Genomic DNA, 19,181 nt, shown 5'->3' with positions numbered 1-19,181 from the left:
GGGTTTGGGATCCTCTCAACCCCCCCCCGGCGCCCCCCGGGCGCGGGCCCACCCCTTCCCCCGGCACGGGGGGGCCCCCAAACCCGGGAGGGGGCCCCCGCGCCGTAAACGACAAGGAGTTGACGATGGACAGCATGTCGCAACCCGCTGACGAACCGGCCGGCGACCGCCCGGCCCGGCTCAACGTCGGTGACCCAGACCTGCGCAAAACCCGCCTGCTCGCCCGCGAGTGCGCCACCTGCATCTTCAAGCCCGGCAACCCGATGCACCTCGACCCCGGCCGGCTCAAGCACATGGTGACCGCGGCGCGCGGCGACGCCGGCTACATCATCTGCCACTCGACCCTGCCGTACGCCGGCAGCCCGGTCCCGCCCGCGGTCTGCCGCGGCTTCGCCGACCGCTACCGCACCTGGCAACTCCAGGTCATGGAACGACTCTGGGGCTTCGTCGAAGTCGAACCACCTGACCCGGACCCCACCCGTAGTCCCGAGTGACCAGGAGACACCCACCATGCCCAACATCGACGACGTCCTCCGACGCCAAGAACAGATCATCGACACCATCGGCTGGGCCGTCACGCACGTCCTGCCCACCGACGACGACCTCGACACCTCCACCGCGTTCGCCTACACCGTCGGACTCACCGCCCACCACTACCCCGAACTGCTCACCGCCGGGCTACCCCCCGAGGTCGCCCACTGCCTGCTCAACGACCTCGCCCGCCGGGTCTACGACAGGGCCGAAAGGTTCAGCCACGGGCAGCGCATCAACGACCTCATCGCCGGCTACGACGCGATCATCATCGACGGGCCACCCACCCATGACCTGCTGCCCGGGATGGCGATCGCGCGCTACGGCCGTCACCAGATCCGCCTCCAGCAGCTCGTCTGGCCGGACCAGCAGGGCCGGTTCCCCTGGGACAGTGGGTACAACTTCGAACCTCAGGCACAGCCACTGATCGCCCAGATGTAGCGACCAGGCGGCACCACCCGGGCTCCGGACGCCTCAGGTGCCGGATCCCGGGCATGGCCGCACCGCTGGCCCACAAAGGTGGCAGCACCAGCGAGGGCAGCTGTCGGCGTACGGATCGGAGTACAGGGGTAATTACGCCGTTACGTACAAAGATCCACATCACGACGGAGCCCAGACGGTCGGTCCGAGTTTCCCTCGTCACTCAGGCGGAGTCACTCCGTCCGGCTACGCTTGGTTACCCCATCGCAGACGCATGCGCGCCCGGAACGCGGCATGAGCGGACGTCAGCGGCCCGCCAACTCATGGCTTGACGCTCGGCGGTTGCCGGTGCGTACCACCGTTGAACGACCGTCAAAGGTTGTGCCCATCCGGGATCTGGCGTCCGAGTCTCGCTGAAGGGCGCTATCCGGGCGCGTCCGGAGCTGCTCGGACGAACTGGGCGCCGGGACCACGCACGATCAGCTGGACGCCTCTGCGCCCGGCATCGCCGCCCGCCGGGTCCGGGACGTACAGGCCGACGGCGGCATCGGCGGCCAGCACATCGTCCACGGCCAGGCACTCCTCGTCGACGAGCAGCTCAGCTGTGGTGGCCGTACCGTCCGCGGCGGCGTCCAATGAGCGAGCGGCCTCCTCTTCGACGCCGTCGGCAAGGTGCCGCCATCTAATCGGCTCGCCCGCGAAATCATCGCCGCTACGGCCGGTCCACAGTGAGGCGACGGCGCGCGCGAGGTCGGCACATAATGCTGGCGAAACGACCCTCACGCCCGCAGCGTGAGGGCTTCCTGCCGTCGCGCCGACCCACCCGTCGCCGGTGACGACGCCGACGAGTTGTCCGGGCCCCCTGTCCCACAACAGCAGGCTGGCACCGCTGCCCGTGATGCGGGTCCGCAGCAACTCCCGGCCGCGGCGAGCGTCGGCGCCGTAACCGATGCGGTTTGCGACGGCGGTCAGGGCGGCAGGGCCCCCGTCGGTGGAGCCGACCAGCAGGTCCACGCGGACGCCCCGCGTCACGGCGTCGGCGCAGCTAGCGGCCAGCGCCTCGAACACGTCCGTCCCGTCGAGATGGGGAATGGCCAAAGCGACGCTGGTCCGTGCCGATTGGAGCGCCTGGGCCAGAGCGGAGGCGTGCGCCTGCTCGCCGCGCAGTACGTCGTCGGCGGCGAGCAGCACGGTGGTGCCGCGCCGGTGTACCCGGTCTTCGTCGGTCACGCCCAGGAAGCGGCGCCGCGCGGGAGGGGCCGCCCCGCGAGACGTTGCAAGCGCGCGGGGGGAACCGTCGGCCGCGGCGGCGGCCGCGGCCAGGGCCGGGGCTGTAAGGGCGTGGCGCCAGGGCGGCGGCAGGCCGAGCACCTGCTTGGCGTCAAAATCAACGTCGAGAGGGAGCCAGTGCGCGTCGCGGCTGATCTCCTCGATTCGGCCGATCCGGCGCACCCATTCACCGGCTTCGCGGTGCAGGAGCTTCTGGACCTGCGCCTCGTCCACAGAGTCGCGCACGACCCTCGTACCAATCCTGGGGGCGGTGTCCCAGACCTCGGTCAGGTCGTCACGGCGGTAGGACCGAGCCTCGGACTGCCGGGCGACCTGGCCGGAGTGACGCTCCATGACCACGATGCCGGGACGGGCGGTCTCGACAATCACCGACACGGGCTCACGGTCTCCGCTGACAGCCTCGTGCCCAGCCCCGGTGAGCACGAACGACGCTTGCGGCCCTCCTTGGACGGCGACCCAGCCAGCGTTGACGAGCGTCACGACGGCCTGAACGAGAAGCCTGTCGTGCACGCGAAAAGCCTCGCCCAGCGACCGCAGGGTCGCGCCGCCGTCGGCGACGGCGTTGAGCACCATGTGCTCAAGCCGGCTGTACGGCTTACCGCGGGCGAGGTCATATGGGACGCGAAACCGGCTCACTGGCAACAGGACGATCATGAAAGACCACCAAGGTCGGCGCCGAGCCGAACGGCACGGCCAGAGGCGAACCAATCGCTTAGGTCGGTGACAATCCGCTTGAGGTGCCACAGGGCGTTTGCGGTGTCGTCGAGCTCGACGGTGCGGACCTGCTCCTGGAAGAAGTCCCAGGATCCGACGAGCACGAGCAGCCGCTCGGCACGGGACAGCAGCACATTGAGCCGGCTCGCCTCGTCCAGGAAGCCCAGGCCGTGTCCCGGGTCGTGAAGGTTGTTGCGCACCAGGCTCACCGCGATGACGTCGGCCTGGTTACCCTGGAAGGAGTCGACGGTGTGGACGCCGCTGACGCCGCCGGGAGCGCCAGGGCGGGCGTTGAGGGTGGGCTTTAGCTCGATCCCCTCAGGGAGGGCCGCCTTCCTCATCCGGCGTCGCAGCAGAGACGCCTGCTGGTTGTACGGCGACAGGACGGCGAGCTCCGCGGCGCCAGGCGCCTCTCGCCGCAGCGACGCCAGGAAATTTGACAGGGCCGTGACCTCGGCATCGTTGGTGTAGCGCGGTCGGCCCTGGGCCGGCCCGGCCTCGGCGGTCCTGGGGTCGTCGCGGCACCACGGGACGTCGAGCCAGACGATCGCCTTCCCGCGGATATCGAGCGGCTCGGCAAAGCCGTGCAATACGCGGGCAATGGGCCTACCTTTTTGGACAGTTCTGTTTACGAGCCGATCGCCGTAGTACGCGCGCGAGATCAGCTCGCCGATATCGGGGTGCATGCGGTGCTGCTCGATGAGCACGCCCGCTGCGGCACCACCCGCCGAATCGTCGGTCAAGCGCTGCCCGGCGTCGCCTTGGCCAACGGCGACCTGGCAGTGCTCGAACGTACGCTTGAAGGTCTTGAGCCAGTCCTTGGCGTAGCCCTGGAAGGCGGCGCGTTCTTCGGTGGTCTTGTCCTTCCACGACGAGACCCACTCCCAGTCCAGGAAGCCAGGCCCGGTATCGGGCAGCGCTTGCAGTGCCTCAACAACCGCATCGAGGGCGTCGACGCCGCGCAGGTAGTCCTCGTACCGATACGGTGGAAGCTGGTTGTGGTCGCCGATCAGCAGCCACCGGTGGCCAGCCTGCAGGGGCAGCGCGAGGTCGAAGCCGTGCGCCTTCCCGGCTTCCTCCACGATGGACCAGTCAAAGGACTGGTCGCCGGCAATGGCCTCAAGCTCGCCGGCGCTGGTCGTGCAGTAAGTCAGGTTCGCGCCGCGCTTGACTAGTTCGACAAAGTCTGCGGCGCCGGTCCCTCGTGCCTCGTGGCTGGCAAGCTCGTCGGCCATCGCCGTGGCGTGGTCGAGCCAACCCTGCTGGGCGGGCGTGCGGTCAGACAGGTCGGCGAGGGCGCTGCTGCTATCGCGCAGGACCTGTAGGGCGACGTCCTCGACGGTGTCTTGGGCGGTGTCGTCGTCCCTGCGGGATCCGAGCCGGACCGCGAGGGGCCGGCGCTCCGGTGCGACGCCCTCGAATGCCTCAGTTACCCGTGCCCGGAGGACGTCGACGGCGCCATGTGCCTGGGCCGTGACCAAGACCTGCGCGACCGGGTCGTCGTGGAGGATCTCGCGCAGAAGCCAGGCGACCAGCGTGGTCTTCCCAGTGCCGGGCGGGCCCTGCAGAGCGTAGATGGGCCGGACCCGCAGGATGTCCTCGATCGCGCGTCGTTTGGCTTCATCGACGGTCTCTGGAGCGAGCCGGACAGGCAGGTCGGCCGCGCCGGTGTCGATGTACACCTGGCCGGGCGCGGCCAGGCTGCGCAGCAGATAGCTGTGGCGGTCGAGAGCGTCGATGGCCTGCTTGCGGCGTCGGATGAGCTTGAGTTGGCCAGGCATGCCCGCGCCGCGCAGGTATCCGCAGTCGGGCGGCGGCGGACGGTCGGGGTCGAAAGCCGGGCGCGTGAGTGTCGCGGTCCGCGCGGCGTCGTCCACGGCGTGGACGCGCCACTGGTTGTCTTTACCACCTGCGGGCAGTGCCAGGGCGTTCCCGTGCTCGCCGGACAGGATGACGCTGCCGCTGTCAGGCTTGCCGGCCTCGAGTTCGCGCTGAAGGAAACCGGCGAGGTCGTCGTTGTGCAGGAACGCGAGGACCTGCCTGTTCTCAGGGCGTAGCCGCTCACGAACGGTGATTTCCTCGAAGCCGGGGTCGTCGGCGGGGTCTGGCCCGGCGACCAGCTCGATGGGGAAGATCGTCGCGTCGAGCATAAGCAGCTCGATCTGGTGAGTGGCGCGGACGAACTGGTGGAATTGGGCGAGGTCACGCGCCATGTCGGCGCCGCGATCGATGCGGGGCAGCACCGTGTCCCATGTCGCGGACGCCAGGGCCAGGCCGCGGTCGTTGTGGGCGGCCCTTGTCGACCGGACCGCGAGGCGGCCAGCCGGCAGTCGCACGCGGGCCGACCCTCCCTCACTGTTCGTGAGCTGGGCTGGGCCTATACAGAACGCGGTCTGCCACGTGGGCGCCTCTCCGCGGTCGGAGTATTTGCGGAGCCGGACCACGGTGCGCCGGCCAACCAGTAGAACGGTCTCCTGTTTCGGCACGGCGTACAAGGATCCGCCGTCAAGGTCGCGGCGCAGAAACACCGCCAAGCCGTCGGTGTGGGCGACGTCACGCGGGTCGTAGGGCTGGCCGTCGTCTAGGCCGAGGTGCTCCCGTAGCCCTCGCTCGAGCAGGTAGTCGTAGAGCCGGGCCTGCTTTGGGTCGACGATGAGCGTAAAAGGCCGATCGTCCGCGCGGGCTGCCGGTGGGGCCGCGAGCAGCGCGACGATCCCACGAATGGAGAGCTGGACGTCGTGCGGGCGGGTCATCCGCTCGAGCGGGTTCGGGTCGATCAGGCGGAGAAGCAGTGCCCGTTCGGGCTCGGTGAGCGTGGTCGTGGCGGCCTCGATGGCCTTGACCACACGAGCGTACCGGTCGGCCGGGGCATTGTTCGCGTACCGCTCGAGGTTGAGCACCAGGCGCGCGCACAGCATGCCGAAGCCAAACCAGTCGTCGTCGGGGCGCCAGGCCGCTGTGTCGCCGGCAAGCCGCTCGGGCGGCGAGGACCAGCTGACGGGCGGGTCGGCGTCCAGCGGGCGGCCGAGCCGGACCGACCACTCAAAGCCGCCGAGCCGGATGGACTCGGTGGGCTCGTCGGGTAGGTACAGCAGGGCTGCCGCACCGACGTCACGGTGCAAGACGTCCTGGGAGTGCAGCACGGCCAGGCCGGCGGCGACGCGGCCAGCGGCTCGCCAAAGCTCCCGCCGATCGGCGGGGTCGCGGGAGGAGAGCCAGCCGTGTTCAGCTCGAGCAGCGAGGGCCTCCGCGACGCTGCCGTAGCCGGGCGCCTGCAGGACCATGACGAAGGACTTCGCGTCGCGGTCGAGACCGGCGTCCTTGAGAACGGCCAGGGTGTCATCGGCGCCCGGGCTGCTGCCGACCTTGTAGAGAGTGCGCATCTCGGCGTCCCAGAGTGCCCGCTGGACGGGGTCGGGCTCGTCGCCGTCGTAGGCCCACGTGCGAGCAAGGTATTGCAGGCCGTCCTCGTCGTAAGCGGTCCACGCTTCGGCGTCTCCGGCGGCCGACCTGCGCGTGCCTAGCTCGTAGCGTCCTCGCAGGAGGGTTGTACCCTCGTCCAGCGGCATGTGCCTCCTTCGTCGGCGCAGAAACCCTACCTACGAGCACCCGGGCAGCGCTAGATGTGGGTCAGCGGCACCGACACCGTGCACGCCGTCGAGGGCAAACTGCTCGCCCAGGTCGACGCCCACCACGAGCCGTTTACGCACCTCGCGCACGACGAGTCCGGCACCGGCCAGACAAACGCCACCCGAACGACTGGACCTTCCAGGGCGCCCCACGCACCCAAGCCGCTCATCGGCCAAAGGCGGATGCCGCGTGGAGATGTCGACTGGGAGCCCGTCACGCAACGTCATCGACCGGACATACCGGTCAGTCGCACAACCGTCAAGGCAGCCGACCATCATAAAGTCGCCTGCCCCGGTGCAGCCCTGTACGTCAAGCCGTACCTGTCTCTGCACTGGAGCCCGGTACGCCGACAGCAGCCTGATACCGCTGAGCAGCAACGAAATCCGTCGCCTGTTCGCTTACCTCGTTTCGGCCATCCCTCACAGAGGGCCACATCCTGCACTGGTCTCACGTCCGCGGTGTTAGCCCACCTGCGGGTTCTCGAGGAGGAAGTGCAGCTCTTCCCTCGTTTGTCGGGCGGGCGTGGTGCCTGTTGGCGTCACTCGCTGTGGCTCGCGTTTCGGGCGGGGTCGGGCTAGCGTCCGGTCCGTCGCCTGGCGATTCCCGGTCGGCGGGGGTAGTCCGGCGGCAGGTATCGGTAGACCGATCGCAGTGACTTGCCGATTCTCTCAGCGAGCAGTTCAGGGTCCAGGTTCGGCTCCTTGCGCAGCCAGTAGGCCACTGCCTGCGCGGTTCCCCGGGGCACTTCCGAGTCCTCGTCGTCGTTGGTGTCGTCGGCGGCTGCATCCGGATCGCCGTCGTCCGTCTCCTCGTCGGCGTTCGCGCCGAGGATGTCCTTGTCGTCCACCGCCTTGTCTGTCGGTCCCGCGTCGGCCGGGGACTGAGCTTCAGGCGTGCCGGCGTCGCGGCTCTCGGCACTCTGCTGGTGGCCGCCCGGGGCCGGCGGAGGGTTCTCCGCTGGCTCTGTAATTGGCTCCTGCCGGTCATCGCGAGGCGTGTCCGCCACCGCGGTGGGCGCTTGCGGCGCGGAGGGGGCGGGCTCAGGTGCCGGTGGTGCGTCGGCGAGGCGCATTCGCCTGAGCCAGCGACGGCGGTGACGGGAGCTGTGGGCCGTCATGATCCGCTCTGGGGCGAGGTCAGCGGCCAGGAGCGTGGTCAGCCCGTTGTAGTCGGCGGTGGCCGCGAGGCGTGCGGCGATCTCGTCCAGGTCGTAGACGTGCACGGCGATGTCGGCGGTGGTGGGGTCCACGGCGGCTTTGATCTTGCGATGGAGCACCTTGGCGATCGCGGTGTCGCGCTGTCGGCGGGCGATCGCGTCGCGGGCCGCGGTCAGAGACTCATACAGGCCGAGGCCGTCAGCTTTGGCGATGGACCGCGCTCGTAAGGTGACGGCGGGGTGGCAGATCCAGTGCCCGAACGCCTCGTAGGCGGGTGGTGTGGGCGGCAGGCCCCGGGTGACGCGCATGCGGTCGCGGCGCTGGTTGCCGGCGTGCATCAGCCAGACGAGGTATCCGAGGGCGGACATGCCCGTGTAGAAGCCGCCGGCTAGGTGGTCGGGGTGGGCGGCCCAGTTGAAGGTGACGGCTCCGGCGGCGATCGCGGCGGACAGTAGGCGTGCTCCGATTGCCCGCTCGCCGAGGCGGCGTCGCACGTCGGCGTTGGCCATCACGACCACGCCGCCCAGTTCGAGCGTCGCGACGGCCGGGACCGCGACGACCAGCGGGACGCCGAGTGTTTGGACGGCGCCGGTGACTTGTCCAACGAGGGCGACCAGCAGCACCAGGACGTAGAAGACCTGGCGTATCCAGGCGGCGTGCCGGACTGCTGTGGCCAGGTCGGCGTCCGCCGCGTCGAGGGTCGTCGGGGACGAAGCGTGCCGATGGGTCGACCCGCCCTGAGGGCTGCGGGCGGGCCCAGGGTGGCCGGTGAGGACGGCTGCTCGCAGGGGCCATTCGGTGCCGTTGCGGTCCCGGTTCGTCGCCTGCGGGCCGTCGCCACCGGAGGTTGGCTGATCGTGCGGGCTGCCACGACGTGCGTCGGGTGCCGCCGAAGGGTCCGGCGTCATGGGTGAAGTCCGCTGTTGTGAGAGTCCGTCTTCCCGGTTGGCTTCTGCCGGCGCAGGTCGGCGATGAGCCGGTCGGCGAGTCTGAGGGTGTCCTCGCTGGGTTCGGCGTCGATCTCGTCGAGCCGGCGGGTGAGGGCTCGGCGTAGGGAGCGGATCTGCTCGAGGTGTCCGAGTGCGGCGTGGGCGCGCATCGCTTGCTGGTAGGTGGCTTCGGCGTACGGGTCGTGGCGTATCGCGGCTTCGAGGACGGCCAGGGCTTGTGTCGGGTCGGTGGTCGCGGCGGCGAGGGCGAGGTGGGCGTCGAGGGCTTGGCGGCGGATGCCCTCGCGGTATGCCTCGATCCATTCGTAGTCAAAGCCGTCGGCGAGTGTGCCGTCGTAGGCGTCGACGGCGCGCTGCAGTGCGGCGGCGCGGTCGGCGTCGGTGGTGGCGAGGGCGGCATCGCGCAGCGCGGCGCGCATGCGCCACAGGTCGGTGTCGAGAACGTCCCGGTTGAGGGCGTAGCGGCGCGACGGGTGGGTTAAGTAGGTGGCGGATCCTCCGGTGAGGACAAGGGTTTTGCGTAGTGCGGATACGTAGGTGTGCATGCGGTGCGGTGCCTTCGACGTAGGGGCGTCGGGCAGCAGGTCGTCGAGGATGTTGTCCTGTGCGGCGTCGCCGTCCTGAACGACGAGGTAGACCAGCAGCTCGAAGGCTTTCGCGCGCAGCGGCGTGGTCGTGTCCATGTCCACGATGCGGGCCCCGCCGAGCACTCGAACGTCGACGCGTCCGCCGGTACGGGAAGACCGGTCGTCGCCCGCCGGAAGCGGTTCATCCCCGGCGTGATCGCGGCGCTCGGGCAGGTGTGCGGCGGCGGAATTTTCGGGTGCGGGGTTCGGCTCGTTGGCGACGCCGACCAGTCTGTCGGGGTAGCCCATATCGGTGTGATCGGGCAGGCCGGTGATGGCGCCGCTGGCTGCGGCCGGTCGTGCTCCCTGACCGGTGGCAGGGCGTGGCGGTGCGGTCGGTGCCGGTGCGCGGGGCTCGCTGGGTTGCACTTCGGCGGGAAGGTCGACTCCCTGGGCCGGAGTAAGGACGTTGAGGCGACCAGCGTTGGCGGGGCGCGGGCCGGGCTGCGGGACAGCCTCTTTGTCGCTCGGGGATGTTGGACTGCTGTTGGGGTCGAGGTGCCTGACGGTTGCGGGTAGTGGTGTGCGCTGCGCGGGGGCTGGCGGTTGAGGCTCGCCGGTATGGGACTCGGCGAGGAGCCGCAGCAGTTCGGTGGTCTCGTTGCGGTTGATGACGCTCAGGCGGCCGACGGCTGTACAGCTGTGTTGTTTCGCGTCGTGCTTAATGTTGCTGGTGGAGCCGTCTTTGGCGACGAGGATGGTGTCGCCATCGGGCCAGGCGCCGAGCAGGACGCCGTGGATGTCGAGTCGGTGCCCTTGCGTGAGCAGCGCGGCGATGCGGGTGCGCTCATGAGCAGCGGTGGGGGCGGCGATCAGCACCGTCGGCGGCACGGGCTCGGCGGTCGGGTCCCGGTCGCGCAGGTCGGCGATCGTGTCGACCTCGTAGTCGCCGCACATGCGCGCGCGGTGCAGCGTCTGCTCCTCGATCAGCGTCAGAGCGTCCCTGAGTCCGCTGGTAATGGTCATCCGCGGGGTGTCCGCTGTGGTTGTGGTGGTGCCTAACAGCGTGGCGAGGGTGTCCGAGGCGATGACAACGTGGTGGCGACTATCGGGGTCATCCGGTCCCCCGGCGGCAAGGGCGGACACCAGCACGCCTCGAGCCGCTGCCTCGGCTCCGGGCCCGATCAGACCGAGTCCCGTAGACGGCCACACCTCGATCAGCGGGCGGGTCGGCGCGGGTATAGGCGGCTGCGACTCGTGCGCCGTGAGCTTGGAGGTTTCGTCGTCGGCCGCGTCTGCCGGGTCCGAGTCAGCGTCCACGACGGGTTCGTCGGGCGGAGGTTCGAGGTCGGGGCGGGGCACAGAAATCGTCTTCGCGCTCGGTGTCAGGGCCCGTAGGCCGCGACGGATCCGGGTGACCACCGCCGGCATCGCCTCGACACTCGGGTCGTCGAGGCGTGGGCGCGCGGTGGGTCGCTGGGGGATGTAGCGGCGACGGCGGTGTGCCCAAACGAGGGCGACCGCGGCGAGGACTGCGGCGGCGAGTCCCATGTCGAGCCAGCTACCCGTACCGAGCGACACACCGGGCTGAGGTCGCGGCGTTGGGGTGGTTCGGTCGTCGGCGGTGCGAGTGGTGGGCGTGGCGGCCGGTCCCGACGCCGAAGCATGGTCGGCTGGCGCAGTTGTGGGCGCTGGGGCGGACTCCACGAGGCCGTCGTCGGTGTCCGTTCCGGTCGGGCTGCTGGGCGATGCTGACGGAGCTGATGTCATGGGCGTTGGGGCGGGCGCCGGTTGGGGCGACGGGCGTGGTGCTTTGACCGTGGGAGGTAGTCGTAGTGTCCAGCCCGGGTAGATGAGGTCAGGGTCGCGGAGTGTCCCACCGGTGTGGGTGAAGCGGGTGCCGCGGTTGGCGGTGAAGATTTCGGGCCAGCGGTCTACGTCGCCGAGGTGGTCCTGGGCGATGCGGGACAGCGTGTCGCCGCGCCGCACCGTGTAGGTGTTCTTGGCCTGGTCCCTGCCGTTGCCTGGTGAGGTGGTGTGGTCGTCGGCGTGGGGACGCGCGGTGGCTGCTGGGCCCTGCGGTGGATGGGTTGTCTCCGCGGCGGTGGTGGTGGTCGCGGTGGCGTGGGCGGGTGTCGCGGTCGCCGCCGTGCTGACGGCGGTCGCTCCCAGGACTGCCGCCGTGATGCTCCGCAGCGGCCCGGGCATGTGCAGCCGTGGCAGTCGCCGTGATATCCGGGCGGCCTGGGTGTACAGGCGGGCCGTGATGGCGGCGGCGAGCATTGCCCACAGCAGCCACGCCGCGAGGTAGGCGATGCCGGCGAGGAAGCCGCCGCTGAGGGGCTCCTCGACCCAGCCGCGGAGCAGGGTCGTCCACGAGCCCTGCGGGTGTGGCCACCTGCCGACGCGGACGAGCGTGACCGGCACAGCGACGACCAGCAGCGTGACCGCCGACGTGTGAGCGACCGTAGACCTCATCGCCCCTCCCTTGCTGCCGTGTGTGGGGCCCCGGACGCCGACCGGCACCGAGCCGGCTTGGCGGCGCCGTGAAACGTTGGCCACGAATCGACCGTAGGGCGCGCGGCAGAGGACGATGCGGTTCCGTTGGCTGACAGGACCTCACACGACCTCACACGACCTCACAACCCCAGCTCAGAGGCAGTCGATTGGAGACGAGACGGTGCGACGGGCGGCGTCTGCTGCGGCCAGGACGCGCCTTTGTCAGCAGGACGAGCTGGCTGTCTGGGACCGAGTACGGGGAAGCCGGAGGCGGAAACGGAGCCGGAAACGCAGGGGTAGCACAGTTCGGGCTTTCCCGAAGTGGGTTGCCCGTGCGCTCGGAGCGGGCGGCGTTACCGGGTGCGGATGGCGGGCTGGTCCCTGAGGGTGGCTGTCGTGAGGGCCGTGTTGGTGGGAAGGATGCCCGTTGCGGCGAGACGACGGGCGTAATCCTTCCGCAGATGGTCCGCCGCGTCGTGGTCGCCGAGGGTGATGAGTGCGGTGACCGCGCGGGTGTGCAGGTCGGCGTTGTAGGGGTCGATGCGGATGCCGGCCTGCAGCCATGCCAGGGCCTGACGGGCGTCAGGGCTGGCGCTGGCGAGAGCCGCGTGCGCGTCGATGACGTGCCGGCGGGTGGCCTCGCGGATCGGGTCGAGCCAGGGCCAGGTCCGTCGGGCGGCGAGGTCACCGGGGTAGGCGTCGATGACGGCCTTCCAGGTCTTCGGGTCGGTGGTGACGGTGGTGATGGCGTCGCGGACCGCGTGGTGGAAGTGCCACAGGTCGACGGTGACGGCGGTGGGGTCGAGGCGGTACCGGTCGTCGCTGTGTTCGAGGAGGGTCTCCCCTGCCGTGGACCGGATGGTGGCGCGGAGGTCGCTGAGGGTGGTGTAGAGGCGGCCGGTGAGAGAGCGGCGGGGCAGGCCCGGCCAGATGGCGTCGGTCAGCTGTCGGGTGTCGGCTCCGTCGGGGTGGGCAGCGAGGAACACGAGGATCTGGAGCGCGGCGGTACGCCGGATCTCCACAGGGTGGCCGTCCAGCAGCAGTGTCGGTTCGCCCAGCACGCGCAGCTGAAGGCGTCGTGTGTCGGTGCCGGAGCGGGCGGGGTGGTCCTGGATAGTGGCCTCCCACTGCGGGGACCGGCGTGCCAGGGCGGGGTTGCGCGACGGGCCGGAGGTGCCAGGCTCTGGCGGTGCCGTGTCGGGGTGGGCGATGACGGTGAGCAGGTCGGTGGTCGTGACCTGGGAAAGGACGCACATCCGTGGTCCGGCTGTCCCGCTGCCGTGCTGGTGGTGGGTGCGCCCGGACGGGTCGACTTGCCATGTCTGGCCGGCCGGCCACCGTCCGAGCACGGCCACCGCGGCGGAGGTAATGGCCAGGCTCGCCAGGGTCTCGGCGTTGTCCGTCGCGGACGCCTCGTCGACGATGAGGGTTGGTCCGGGTGGGCCGCCGCCCTCGTGCGTGTCTCGTTGTGCCGGGTCTCGTCCGCCCAGGCCACGAGCAGGGTGGTCTTCGGAGAAGAACTTCGCTGCCTGCACGAGGTTGTCGATGACGGCTAGCCCTGGCAGGCGCCGGTCCAGCGTTTCGGCGGTGGGGCCGAGCAACCTGGCCAGGACGGGTCGGGTGACGACCACGGACACTGCTGGGTGATGACGCCCAGCTAGGAGGTTGGTGACGAGCAGGCCTCGTGCCGCGTCCTGCGCCCCCAGCCCGGTGAGACCGATCCCAGCTCGGGGGATAGCCCTGCCAACGGTTGGTTGGTCGAGCAGCGACGGGCCCGCCGAGGCGGTGCCGGGTTCGCTGGGCGGTGGCGTCGAGTCGGCGAGGGCGGCTTGTACGGCAGCCACTGTCGGGGGCAGCGGCGTCAGGTCCGTGTCCTCGCGGCTCGGTGGACCGGGCGGGCGGGGCCGGTAGGAGCGGCGGCGACGGAGCCACACCAGCGCCGCCGCGGCGCTGACCTGCTCCGCCACGTCGCTTGGCAGCCAGCCACCGGCGACGCTGATCCCCGCGTCGGCCAGGACGTCGCTGTCTGGTGGCGTCGGGTTGCCGGCTTTATCCGGGGTTCCTGCCGCTACCGGTTGCGTGGGCGGCGGTGGCGGTGCGGCGATCGCGTGGGAGCTGACGCCGAGGACGGCGGCGCCGGCGATGCCACCGGCGGTGGCCTGGAGCGGTGTCGGTAGCGGCATGCGCCGCAGCCACGACACGGTCGCGCGAAGGTGGGTCAGCACCCGGATCGTGACCGTGTAGGCGAGCAGGAGCCACACCAGCCAGGCCGCGATGGTCAGCGCGGCGGTGAGGGTCTGTTCGGTCAGCGGGTTCTGCACCCACTCGCGGGCCTGCGCGGCGGTCGGCCAACCTTGTACGGGTGCTCCGACCAGTGACAGCAGCACTATCGGAGGGCCGGCCAGAAGGGTGAGGACGAACAGCAGCGACATCAGTTGCCGCGGCCACCGCATGTCACCCGCCTCCACCCGGTGACATGTTCGCCCGAACCGGGCCCGTGGGCGGTGCGGTGCGCGCGGGTGGGGTGGGGCGCAGGATTCGGCTCCAGAGCCGAGTGGCCCACCAGGTCGCGACGGCGATGGCGTAGATGACGCCGAGCATGCCGGCGGCCCGTCTACTGACGATCGCCGCGAAGATCACCGCTAGCGGGGCGGCGAGGATGAGGCGGAACATCAGGGGTGTCACCACTGCCATGACGACGGCGACGCCGAGGAGGAGGCCGCCGACGCGGCCGGCGATGTCGATCCACAGGATCCGGTCCGGCCACCGGTCGGCGGTCAGGGAGTACTGGATCAATCCCATGCCGAGGGTGGCGGCGACGATGGAGCCGGTCGGGGCGGCCAGCAACGCCGACCAGCCGCCGTGCGGGGTACGCCACTGCCGGGCGGCGACGAGCGCCATCGCCACGGCCATCACCGACACCGGCGCGATGGGCCACAGCGCCCATTTCAGGTACGGGCCGACGGGCATTCCGAAGTATTGGCTGGTGACCACCGCATACAGGCCAGCGATGGCCGCGCCGAGGGACACCGCGGCGAGGATCCCGACGCTGACCCGTCCCCCTTCGGTGCGGGTGCCGGGGGTGGGACTGCGGGCGGCGATCAGTGAGCCGAGGACCGTGCCCGCGGCCAGGCACGCCAGCAGGGCCATCACGGCCGCCATGGTGAACTCGCCCCAGTTCACACTCACCGAGTAGTACACACCGAGCACCCCGTGCTCCTCGGCGGTCAGGAGGCATTGCCAGATCAGGGCGAGCGACGCGAAGCCGGGCACTGCGATCGCCGCTGCCCGGCGCACGGGCGGCACCGGCACCTCCACCCGCTCGACCGTTCCGGTATCGACGGCGCCGGCGTCAGCGGCGCCCCGGGCCGCGACCAGCCACGGCTCGGGCACGACTATGGGTGCGGCGCCTGTGTGCTCGGCGATCGCCGCCGCTAGGTGCGGTAGCTGGGCGCTGCCGCCCACACAGTAGAGGCCGGCGAGGTCGCCGACCGTGAGTTCGGCGGCGGTGACTGTCTCCTGGGTCAACTGCGCCACGCGCCACGCCACCGGCCGGACGGCCTCGTCGAGCATCGCGCTGTTCGCGACTACCGGCGGCCGGTCCGGGAGCGGAACCGTGACTGCCGGATGGATCACCAACGCTTCCTTGGCCACCCGGACGCTGTCCCCCACCAACGCGCCCTGGGCCTCTCCCGTCGACGCGCCGAGGAGGGCGTCGGCGAGCGCGTGATCGACTGCCGTGCCGCCAGCCGCCGCGTCGGCGAGAGTCGCGAGGACCTCGAACCCGGCCGGCCCGCGGCGCAGCACCGTCACCTCCGCGCCAGCGCCGACATCACACACGACGAGGAACGCACCGACCGGCACCCGCACACCGGTGGTGAGCAGATACTCGGCGACCACCACCGGGGCCTCGACCAGACGCGGTTGCGGCAAGCCCGCCCGGTGCGCGACCTGCCGCATCCAGGTCCGCCGCCGGGGTCCCCACCCCGCCGGGACTACCACCCGCACATCCCGCACCGGCTGACCGACGACCCGCTCGGCTTCGGCGGCGACCCGGCGCAGGGGCGACGCCGCCGCCTCCAGCGCGTCGCCGCCAGCGTCACCTGCCGTCGTGTCCTCCACTGGATGGCGCGGGCCCGGAATGAACGCTGCGGTCTGCCCCGGCGCCTGTCCGCTTGGGGGCAGATACGACGCGCTGTGTAGGGGTGGGTTCCCGTCGAATGACAACACGTGGGCGCTGCCGTCGGCCCACGCCAGGACGGCTTGGGTGCCGGCGCTGCCGCAGTCGATCGACAACCGCGCTTCCCCCGACCCCATGTTCATAGTCAAACATGAGGATCACATTCACGTCACCTGTCAATCACTCACGGCCAGCAGAGGCCAGCCGAAACCGCACCAGCGTCACGAACCGCCGAAGAATCTCCTCGAGGAATCCTCGTGGTGAGGCCGTCTCCCGCCTGCGTGCCTCTTGCCAACGACACCAACACGCATTGGATGGAACCGTGAAGCCATCGAACACACCCGCGCACTCCACCGACGGCATCGCCCGCACATGGACCCGCGCAGTCCTGACAACCGAACCCGCCGACCACGACACCGCCGAAGCCGCAGCTCGCGCCGCCTACCGCACCGCAGGCAAGCCCGAGCCCACAGAGTTCATCTGGTGCCCGTCTCCCTGGGCCGCACTCGAGCTCATCAGGAGGTTCCTCGAAGAAGGGCAGGCTCCACTCGTCAATTCCGTGCGTCGCGCGGTGTTGAACCAGGCGCTGTCCGCGGCCCGCGCCCCACTCATCGATCGGGCCAGCGACACTGAGCGGTTCAGCGCCTTCGGCGAGTTCCACTACCACTTCGAACGCAAGGGGTTCTACGGCGAGCAACGCTACGACGGCATGGACGAGCGGTACGACCTGATGGAGCGCCCCTACCAGTGCCCGCCTGTCCTGCCGTCCGAGCGATCGGCGCTGCGGCCCGTGCTTCACGCCGTGCATCAGACCTACCGGCACGTCCTGAGCCCTGTGTGGTCGGCGATCGACCGCGCGATCAGCGCCGATTACACGCTCCAACCGGCCTGGTACTGGGCCGACGAGCACGGGCTCGTCGACCAGAACGATGAGGCTCGTGCCGTCGTCCGCTACAGCACACCTGAGCTCAACGACCGATTCTTCGACCCGGCCTGGTGCTTCTACCCCGACCTCATGGTCCTGGCGGCCATCGACACCTACCGCAGAGTCTTCGAAACGGACCCCGGCGCCGCCTGGCAAGGCTGCCGCGACGTCGCGCTCACCAGCGGACCCTGGTGGCCCTTCCCGGAAACCGCGGTCATGAGCGAGCGACCCACCCTGCTCACACTCAACGAGCAGGACCGTCTCCATGCCGACGACAGGCCAGCTATTCAATGGCCCGACGGTCACCACGTGTGGGCCCATGACGGCGTTCTCATCGACCCACCTCGCTCGGGGCCGGCAACGAGCAGCGCATGATCCCAGAAGCCCGCAGTGATCATCTGGTTATCCACAGGCACCTGAGTTGTCCACAGCTAATGCGATCAGGCATTGATCGGCTGGACCACCCCTGCTGAAGTACCTGCGCGGGGACGACCCCGTGTCCCATCCAATGACGAAGGAGCGCTGCCATGACCCGGGGTGGACGCAGCCGATCGCGGCGCGCGGACAGGCCGACACCACTGGAGCACCTCGCCGGTGTTACTGGCCTGATCGGCGCGACGGCCGCCCTCGTCGCCGCCGTCGCCGGGCTGCTGACAGCCGCCGCCGCGCTGACGGTGAGTCGCTGATGCCCGCCGTCGAGGCATGGCTGCTCGGCGGACCCGCCGACGGGCGCATCACCCACATTGAGGTTGACGACGACGGGTCCCTGCCGCAGGCCATCGTCCTGCCGCAGAGCGGCGCCTACCTCGGTGCCCGCGATCATCCCAGCCCGGCGGTGCAGCACCGCTACCTCCGCTGCGCCGGCGAGGTCGACCCGCCAACCTTCCGGTACAACGGCCCTGCCCCCCAGGACCAGTGACGTCGGCATGGGCTGCCCACCGGCCAAAGCCCGAGCGGCCCGTGTTCCGACCAGAGAACGACACCACCCCAGCCCGGTCACATCGCTACCCAACATCATCCGCTGATCGAACACTTGTACGATTCGCTGGTGGAGGATGTGGCGGCACGCTGGTGGAACGGGATCTGGGGTCGCCTGGGCCGCCGAGATGTGTGGCTCGTCCGCGAGGTCCGGTGGAAGGTCACCGCCCGCGCCGGCGACACCGAGACCGGCCGGGTGCTCCGGTGGGAGTTCGACACCGAGGACAAGGCTCTCGCCATGGTCAAGCGTCTGCTCGCCGCCGACGCGGGCGGCCAGTGGAGCAAGCAGTCCGGCGACAGCCAGCCGCCACAGCAGACCTAGCACCCGGCTGACGGTCCACGCCCCGAGGCGCAGACCGTCAGCCGGATCGCGCTCAGGAGCTACAGGTGTTGAGCATGCTCTGCAGGGCGGACTTCTCCGACGACTGCAGGGTGAGGCTCCAGTTGTACTTCACGGTGATCCACATCTTGCTGTAGGTGCACCGGTACGACGACAGGGACGGCTGCCAGGTCGACGGGTCCTGGTCGCCCTTGGACTGGTTGACGTTGTCGGTCACCGCGATCAGCTGCGGGCGGGTGAGGTCGTTGGCGAAGCTCTGCCGGCGGCTGGTCGTCCACGAGTTGGCCCCGGAGCGCCATGCCTCGGCCAAGGGGACGACGTGGTCGATGTCGACGTCGGACGCCGCCGTCCACGTGGCGCCGTCGTACGGGCTGTACCAGCGGCCCGAGGTGGCAGCGCAGGCGCTGTCGACGACGACGGAGGTGCCGTCGCGCTTGAGGACCTGCTCGCGGGTGTTGCAGCTCCCGCTGATCGTGATCCAGTGCGGGAACAGGTCACGCGAGTAGCCGCTGGTCGAACCCTGGGTTGCCACGGTCAGAGCGTTGAGCTGCGACTGCGCCGTCGCCTTCGACGGGATACCGGGAGGCGCGGCCGACGCCGGCTGCGCGCTGACGCCGACCAGTCCGGAGCCCGTGAGCGCGGCGAGGACGACCGCGGCGGCGTAGCGCGTGACGCGTGGAAGACGGGCTGAAACGTGGGTTACCCGCATGGGGGCCTCCTCGGCACTGGGTGGACGGCAACCGTCCCTGACGATCATGGCCATCGAAGGGCGTGTTTGTGAAGGGGTAAGGAAGTAGCTACGAAACTTCGAAGCGCTTCCCTGGGGTGCGGGCACGAGCTGGGCGCACCCGGCGGTCCCCGTCCTGCTTCTCGTTCCGCATGCCGCCATCGAGCGTTCGGTATTTTCCAGCGCCATCCCTGCGCGTCCCTCAACCATGAGAGCGGAGGTGAGCAGAATTCGGGCTCGATGTCGTGAGTCGATCCTGCGGTGACCCCGGCCC

13 protein-coding genes and 1 pseudogene are annotated in these 19,181 nt (G+C 70.1%); 6 read left to right on the top strand and 8 right to left on the bottom strand.

All coding sequences use genetic code 11. The features are described 5' to 3' along the window. Window positions 1–125: 125 nt before the first annotated feature. Window positions 126–494, top strand: coding sequence for a hypothetical protein (locus ABZ794_RS00755; protein WP_357513540.1), 369 nt, complete (start codon window positions 126–128; stop codon window positions 492–494). Between the two features lie 16 nt (window positions 495–510). Then, entirely contained in the window at window positions 511–972 is a 462-nt protein-coding gene (locus tag ABZ794_RS00750) for a DUF4262 domain-containing protein (RefSeq protein ID WP_357513538.1), read from the top strand. A 402-nt stretch (window positions 973–1,374) separates the two neighbouring features. On the opposite strand, the gene ABZ794_RS00745 is transcribed toward ABZ794_RS00750, so the two are convergent. From ABZ794_RS00745 to ABZ794_RS00715, 7 genes and pseudogenes are all read right to left on the bottom strand, one after another. Next, complete coding sequence (locus ABZ794_RS00745) at window positions 1,375–2,895, bottom strand: hypothetical protein (RefSeq protein WP_357513536.1); 1,521 nt, start codon at window positions 2,893–2,895, stop codon at window positions 1,375–1,377. After that, window positions 2,892–6,524 carry an AAA domain-containing protein gene (locus ABZ794_RS00740; protein WP_357513534.1) on the bottom strand — a complete coding sequence of 1,211 codons (3,633 nt, stop codon included), beginning with the start codon at window positions 6,522–6,524 and terminating at the stop codon, window positions 2,892–2,894. Before ABZ794_RS00740 ends, ABZ794_RS00745 begins: the two co-directional genes overlap by 4 nt. Before the next feature lie 635 nt (window positions 6,525–7,159). Further along, the gene (locus ABZ794_RS00735; protein ID WP_357513533.1) at window positions 7,160–8,650 is read right to left on the bottom strand and encodes a hypothetical protein; all 1,491 of its coding nucleotides are present in this window, start codon (window positions 8,648–8,650) and stop codon (window positions 7,160–7,162) included. Then, window positions 8,647–10,689, bottom strand: coding sequence for a BTAD domain-containing putative transcriptional regulator (locus ABZ794_RS00730; RefSeq protein WP_357514188.1), 2,043 nt, complete (start codon window positions 10,687–10,689; stop codon window positions 8,647–8,649). Before ABZ794_RS00730 ends, ABZ794_RS00735 begins: the two co-directional genes overlap by 4 nt. 405 nt (window positions 10,690–11,094) lie before the next feature. Continuing rightward, window positions 11,095–11,466, bottom strand: a pseudogene (locus ABZ794_RS00725) (LysM peptidoglycan-binding domain-containing protein); the annotation flags it as partial. A 644-nt stretch (window positions 11,467–12,110) separates the two neighbouring features. After that, window positions 12,111–14,210, bottom strand: coding sequence for a hypothetical protein (locus ABZ794_RS00720; RefSeq protein ID WP_357513531.1), 2,100 nt, complete (start codon window positions 14,208–14,210; stop codon window positions 12,111–12,113). A 1-nt stretch (window position 14,211) separates the two neighbouring features. Further along, entirely contained in the window at window positions 14,212–15,879 is a 1,668-nt protein-coding gene (locus ABZ794_RS00715; protein ID WP_357513529.1) for an Hsp70 family protein, read from the bottom strand. A 380-nt stretch (window positions 15,880–16,259) separates the two neighbouring features. Here ABZ794_RS00715 and ABZ794_RS00710 point away from each other — a divergent pair, with 380 nt between their 5' ends. The 4 genes from ABZ794_RS00710 (at window position 16,260) to ABZ794_RS00695 (ending at window position 18,162) form a co-directional block, all read left to right on the top strand. After that, window positions 16,260–17,237: a DUF6745 domain-containing protein gene (locus ABZ794_RS00710; RefSeq protein WP_357513527.1), complete on the top strand. Its 978-nt coding sequence runs from the start codon at window positions 16,260–16,262 to the stop codon at window positions 17,235–17,237. A 152-nt stretch (window positions 17,238–17,389) separates the two neighbouring features. Continuing rightward, window positions 17,390–17,548, top strand: a complete 159-nt coding sequence (locus ABZ794_RS00705; protein ID WP_357513525.1) for a hypothetical protein — start codon at window positions 17,390–17,392, stop codon at window positions 17,546–17,548. Continuing rightward, complete coding sequence (locus tag ABZ794_RS00700; protein ID WP_357513523.1) at window positions 17,548–17,781, top strand: hypothetical protein; 234 nt, start codon at window positions 17,548–17,550, stop codon at window positions 17,779–17,781. Before ABZ794_RS00705 ends, ABZ794_RS00700 begins: the two co-directional genes overlap by 1 nt. Before the next feature lie 129 nt (window positions 17,782–17,910). Further along, the gene (locus ABZ794_RS00695; RefSeq protein ID WP_357513521.1) at window positions 17,911–18,162 is read left to right on the top strand and encodes a hypothetical protein; all 252 of its coding nucleotides are present in this window, start codon (window positions 17,911–17,913) and stop codon (window positions 18,160–18,162) included. 52 nt (window positions 18,163–18,214) lie between these two features. Here ABZ794_RS00695 and ABZ794_RS00690 read toward each other — a convergent pair whose 3' ends face one another. Further along, on the bottom strand, window positions 18,215–18,889 hold the full coding sequence (locus ABZ794_RS00690; RefSeq protein ID WP_357513519.1) for a DUF1524 domain-containing protein: 675 nt from the start codon (window positions 18,887–18,889) through the stop codon (window positions 18,215–18,217). Between the last annotated feature and the right edge of the window lie 292 nt (window positions 18,890–19,181).

This window comes from Micromonospora sp. NPDC047187 (assembly GCF_040643355.1).
Taxonomy (GTDB): domain Bacteria; phylum Actinomycetota; class Actinomycetes; order Mycobacteriales; family Micromonosporaceae; genus Micromonospora; species Micromonospora salmantinae.
The sequence above is the reverse complement of the archived record's forward strand: the minus strand, read 5'-3'. Positions and strand labels throughout refer to the sequence as shown.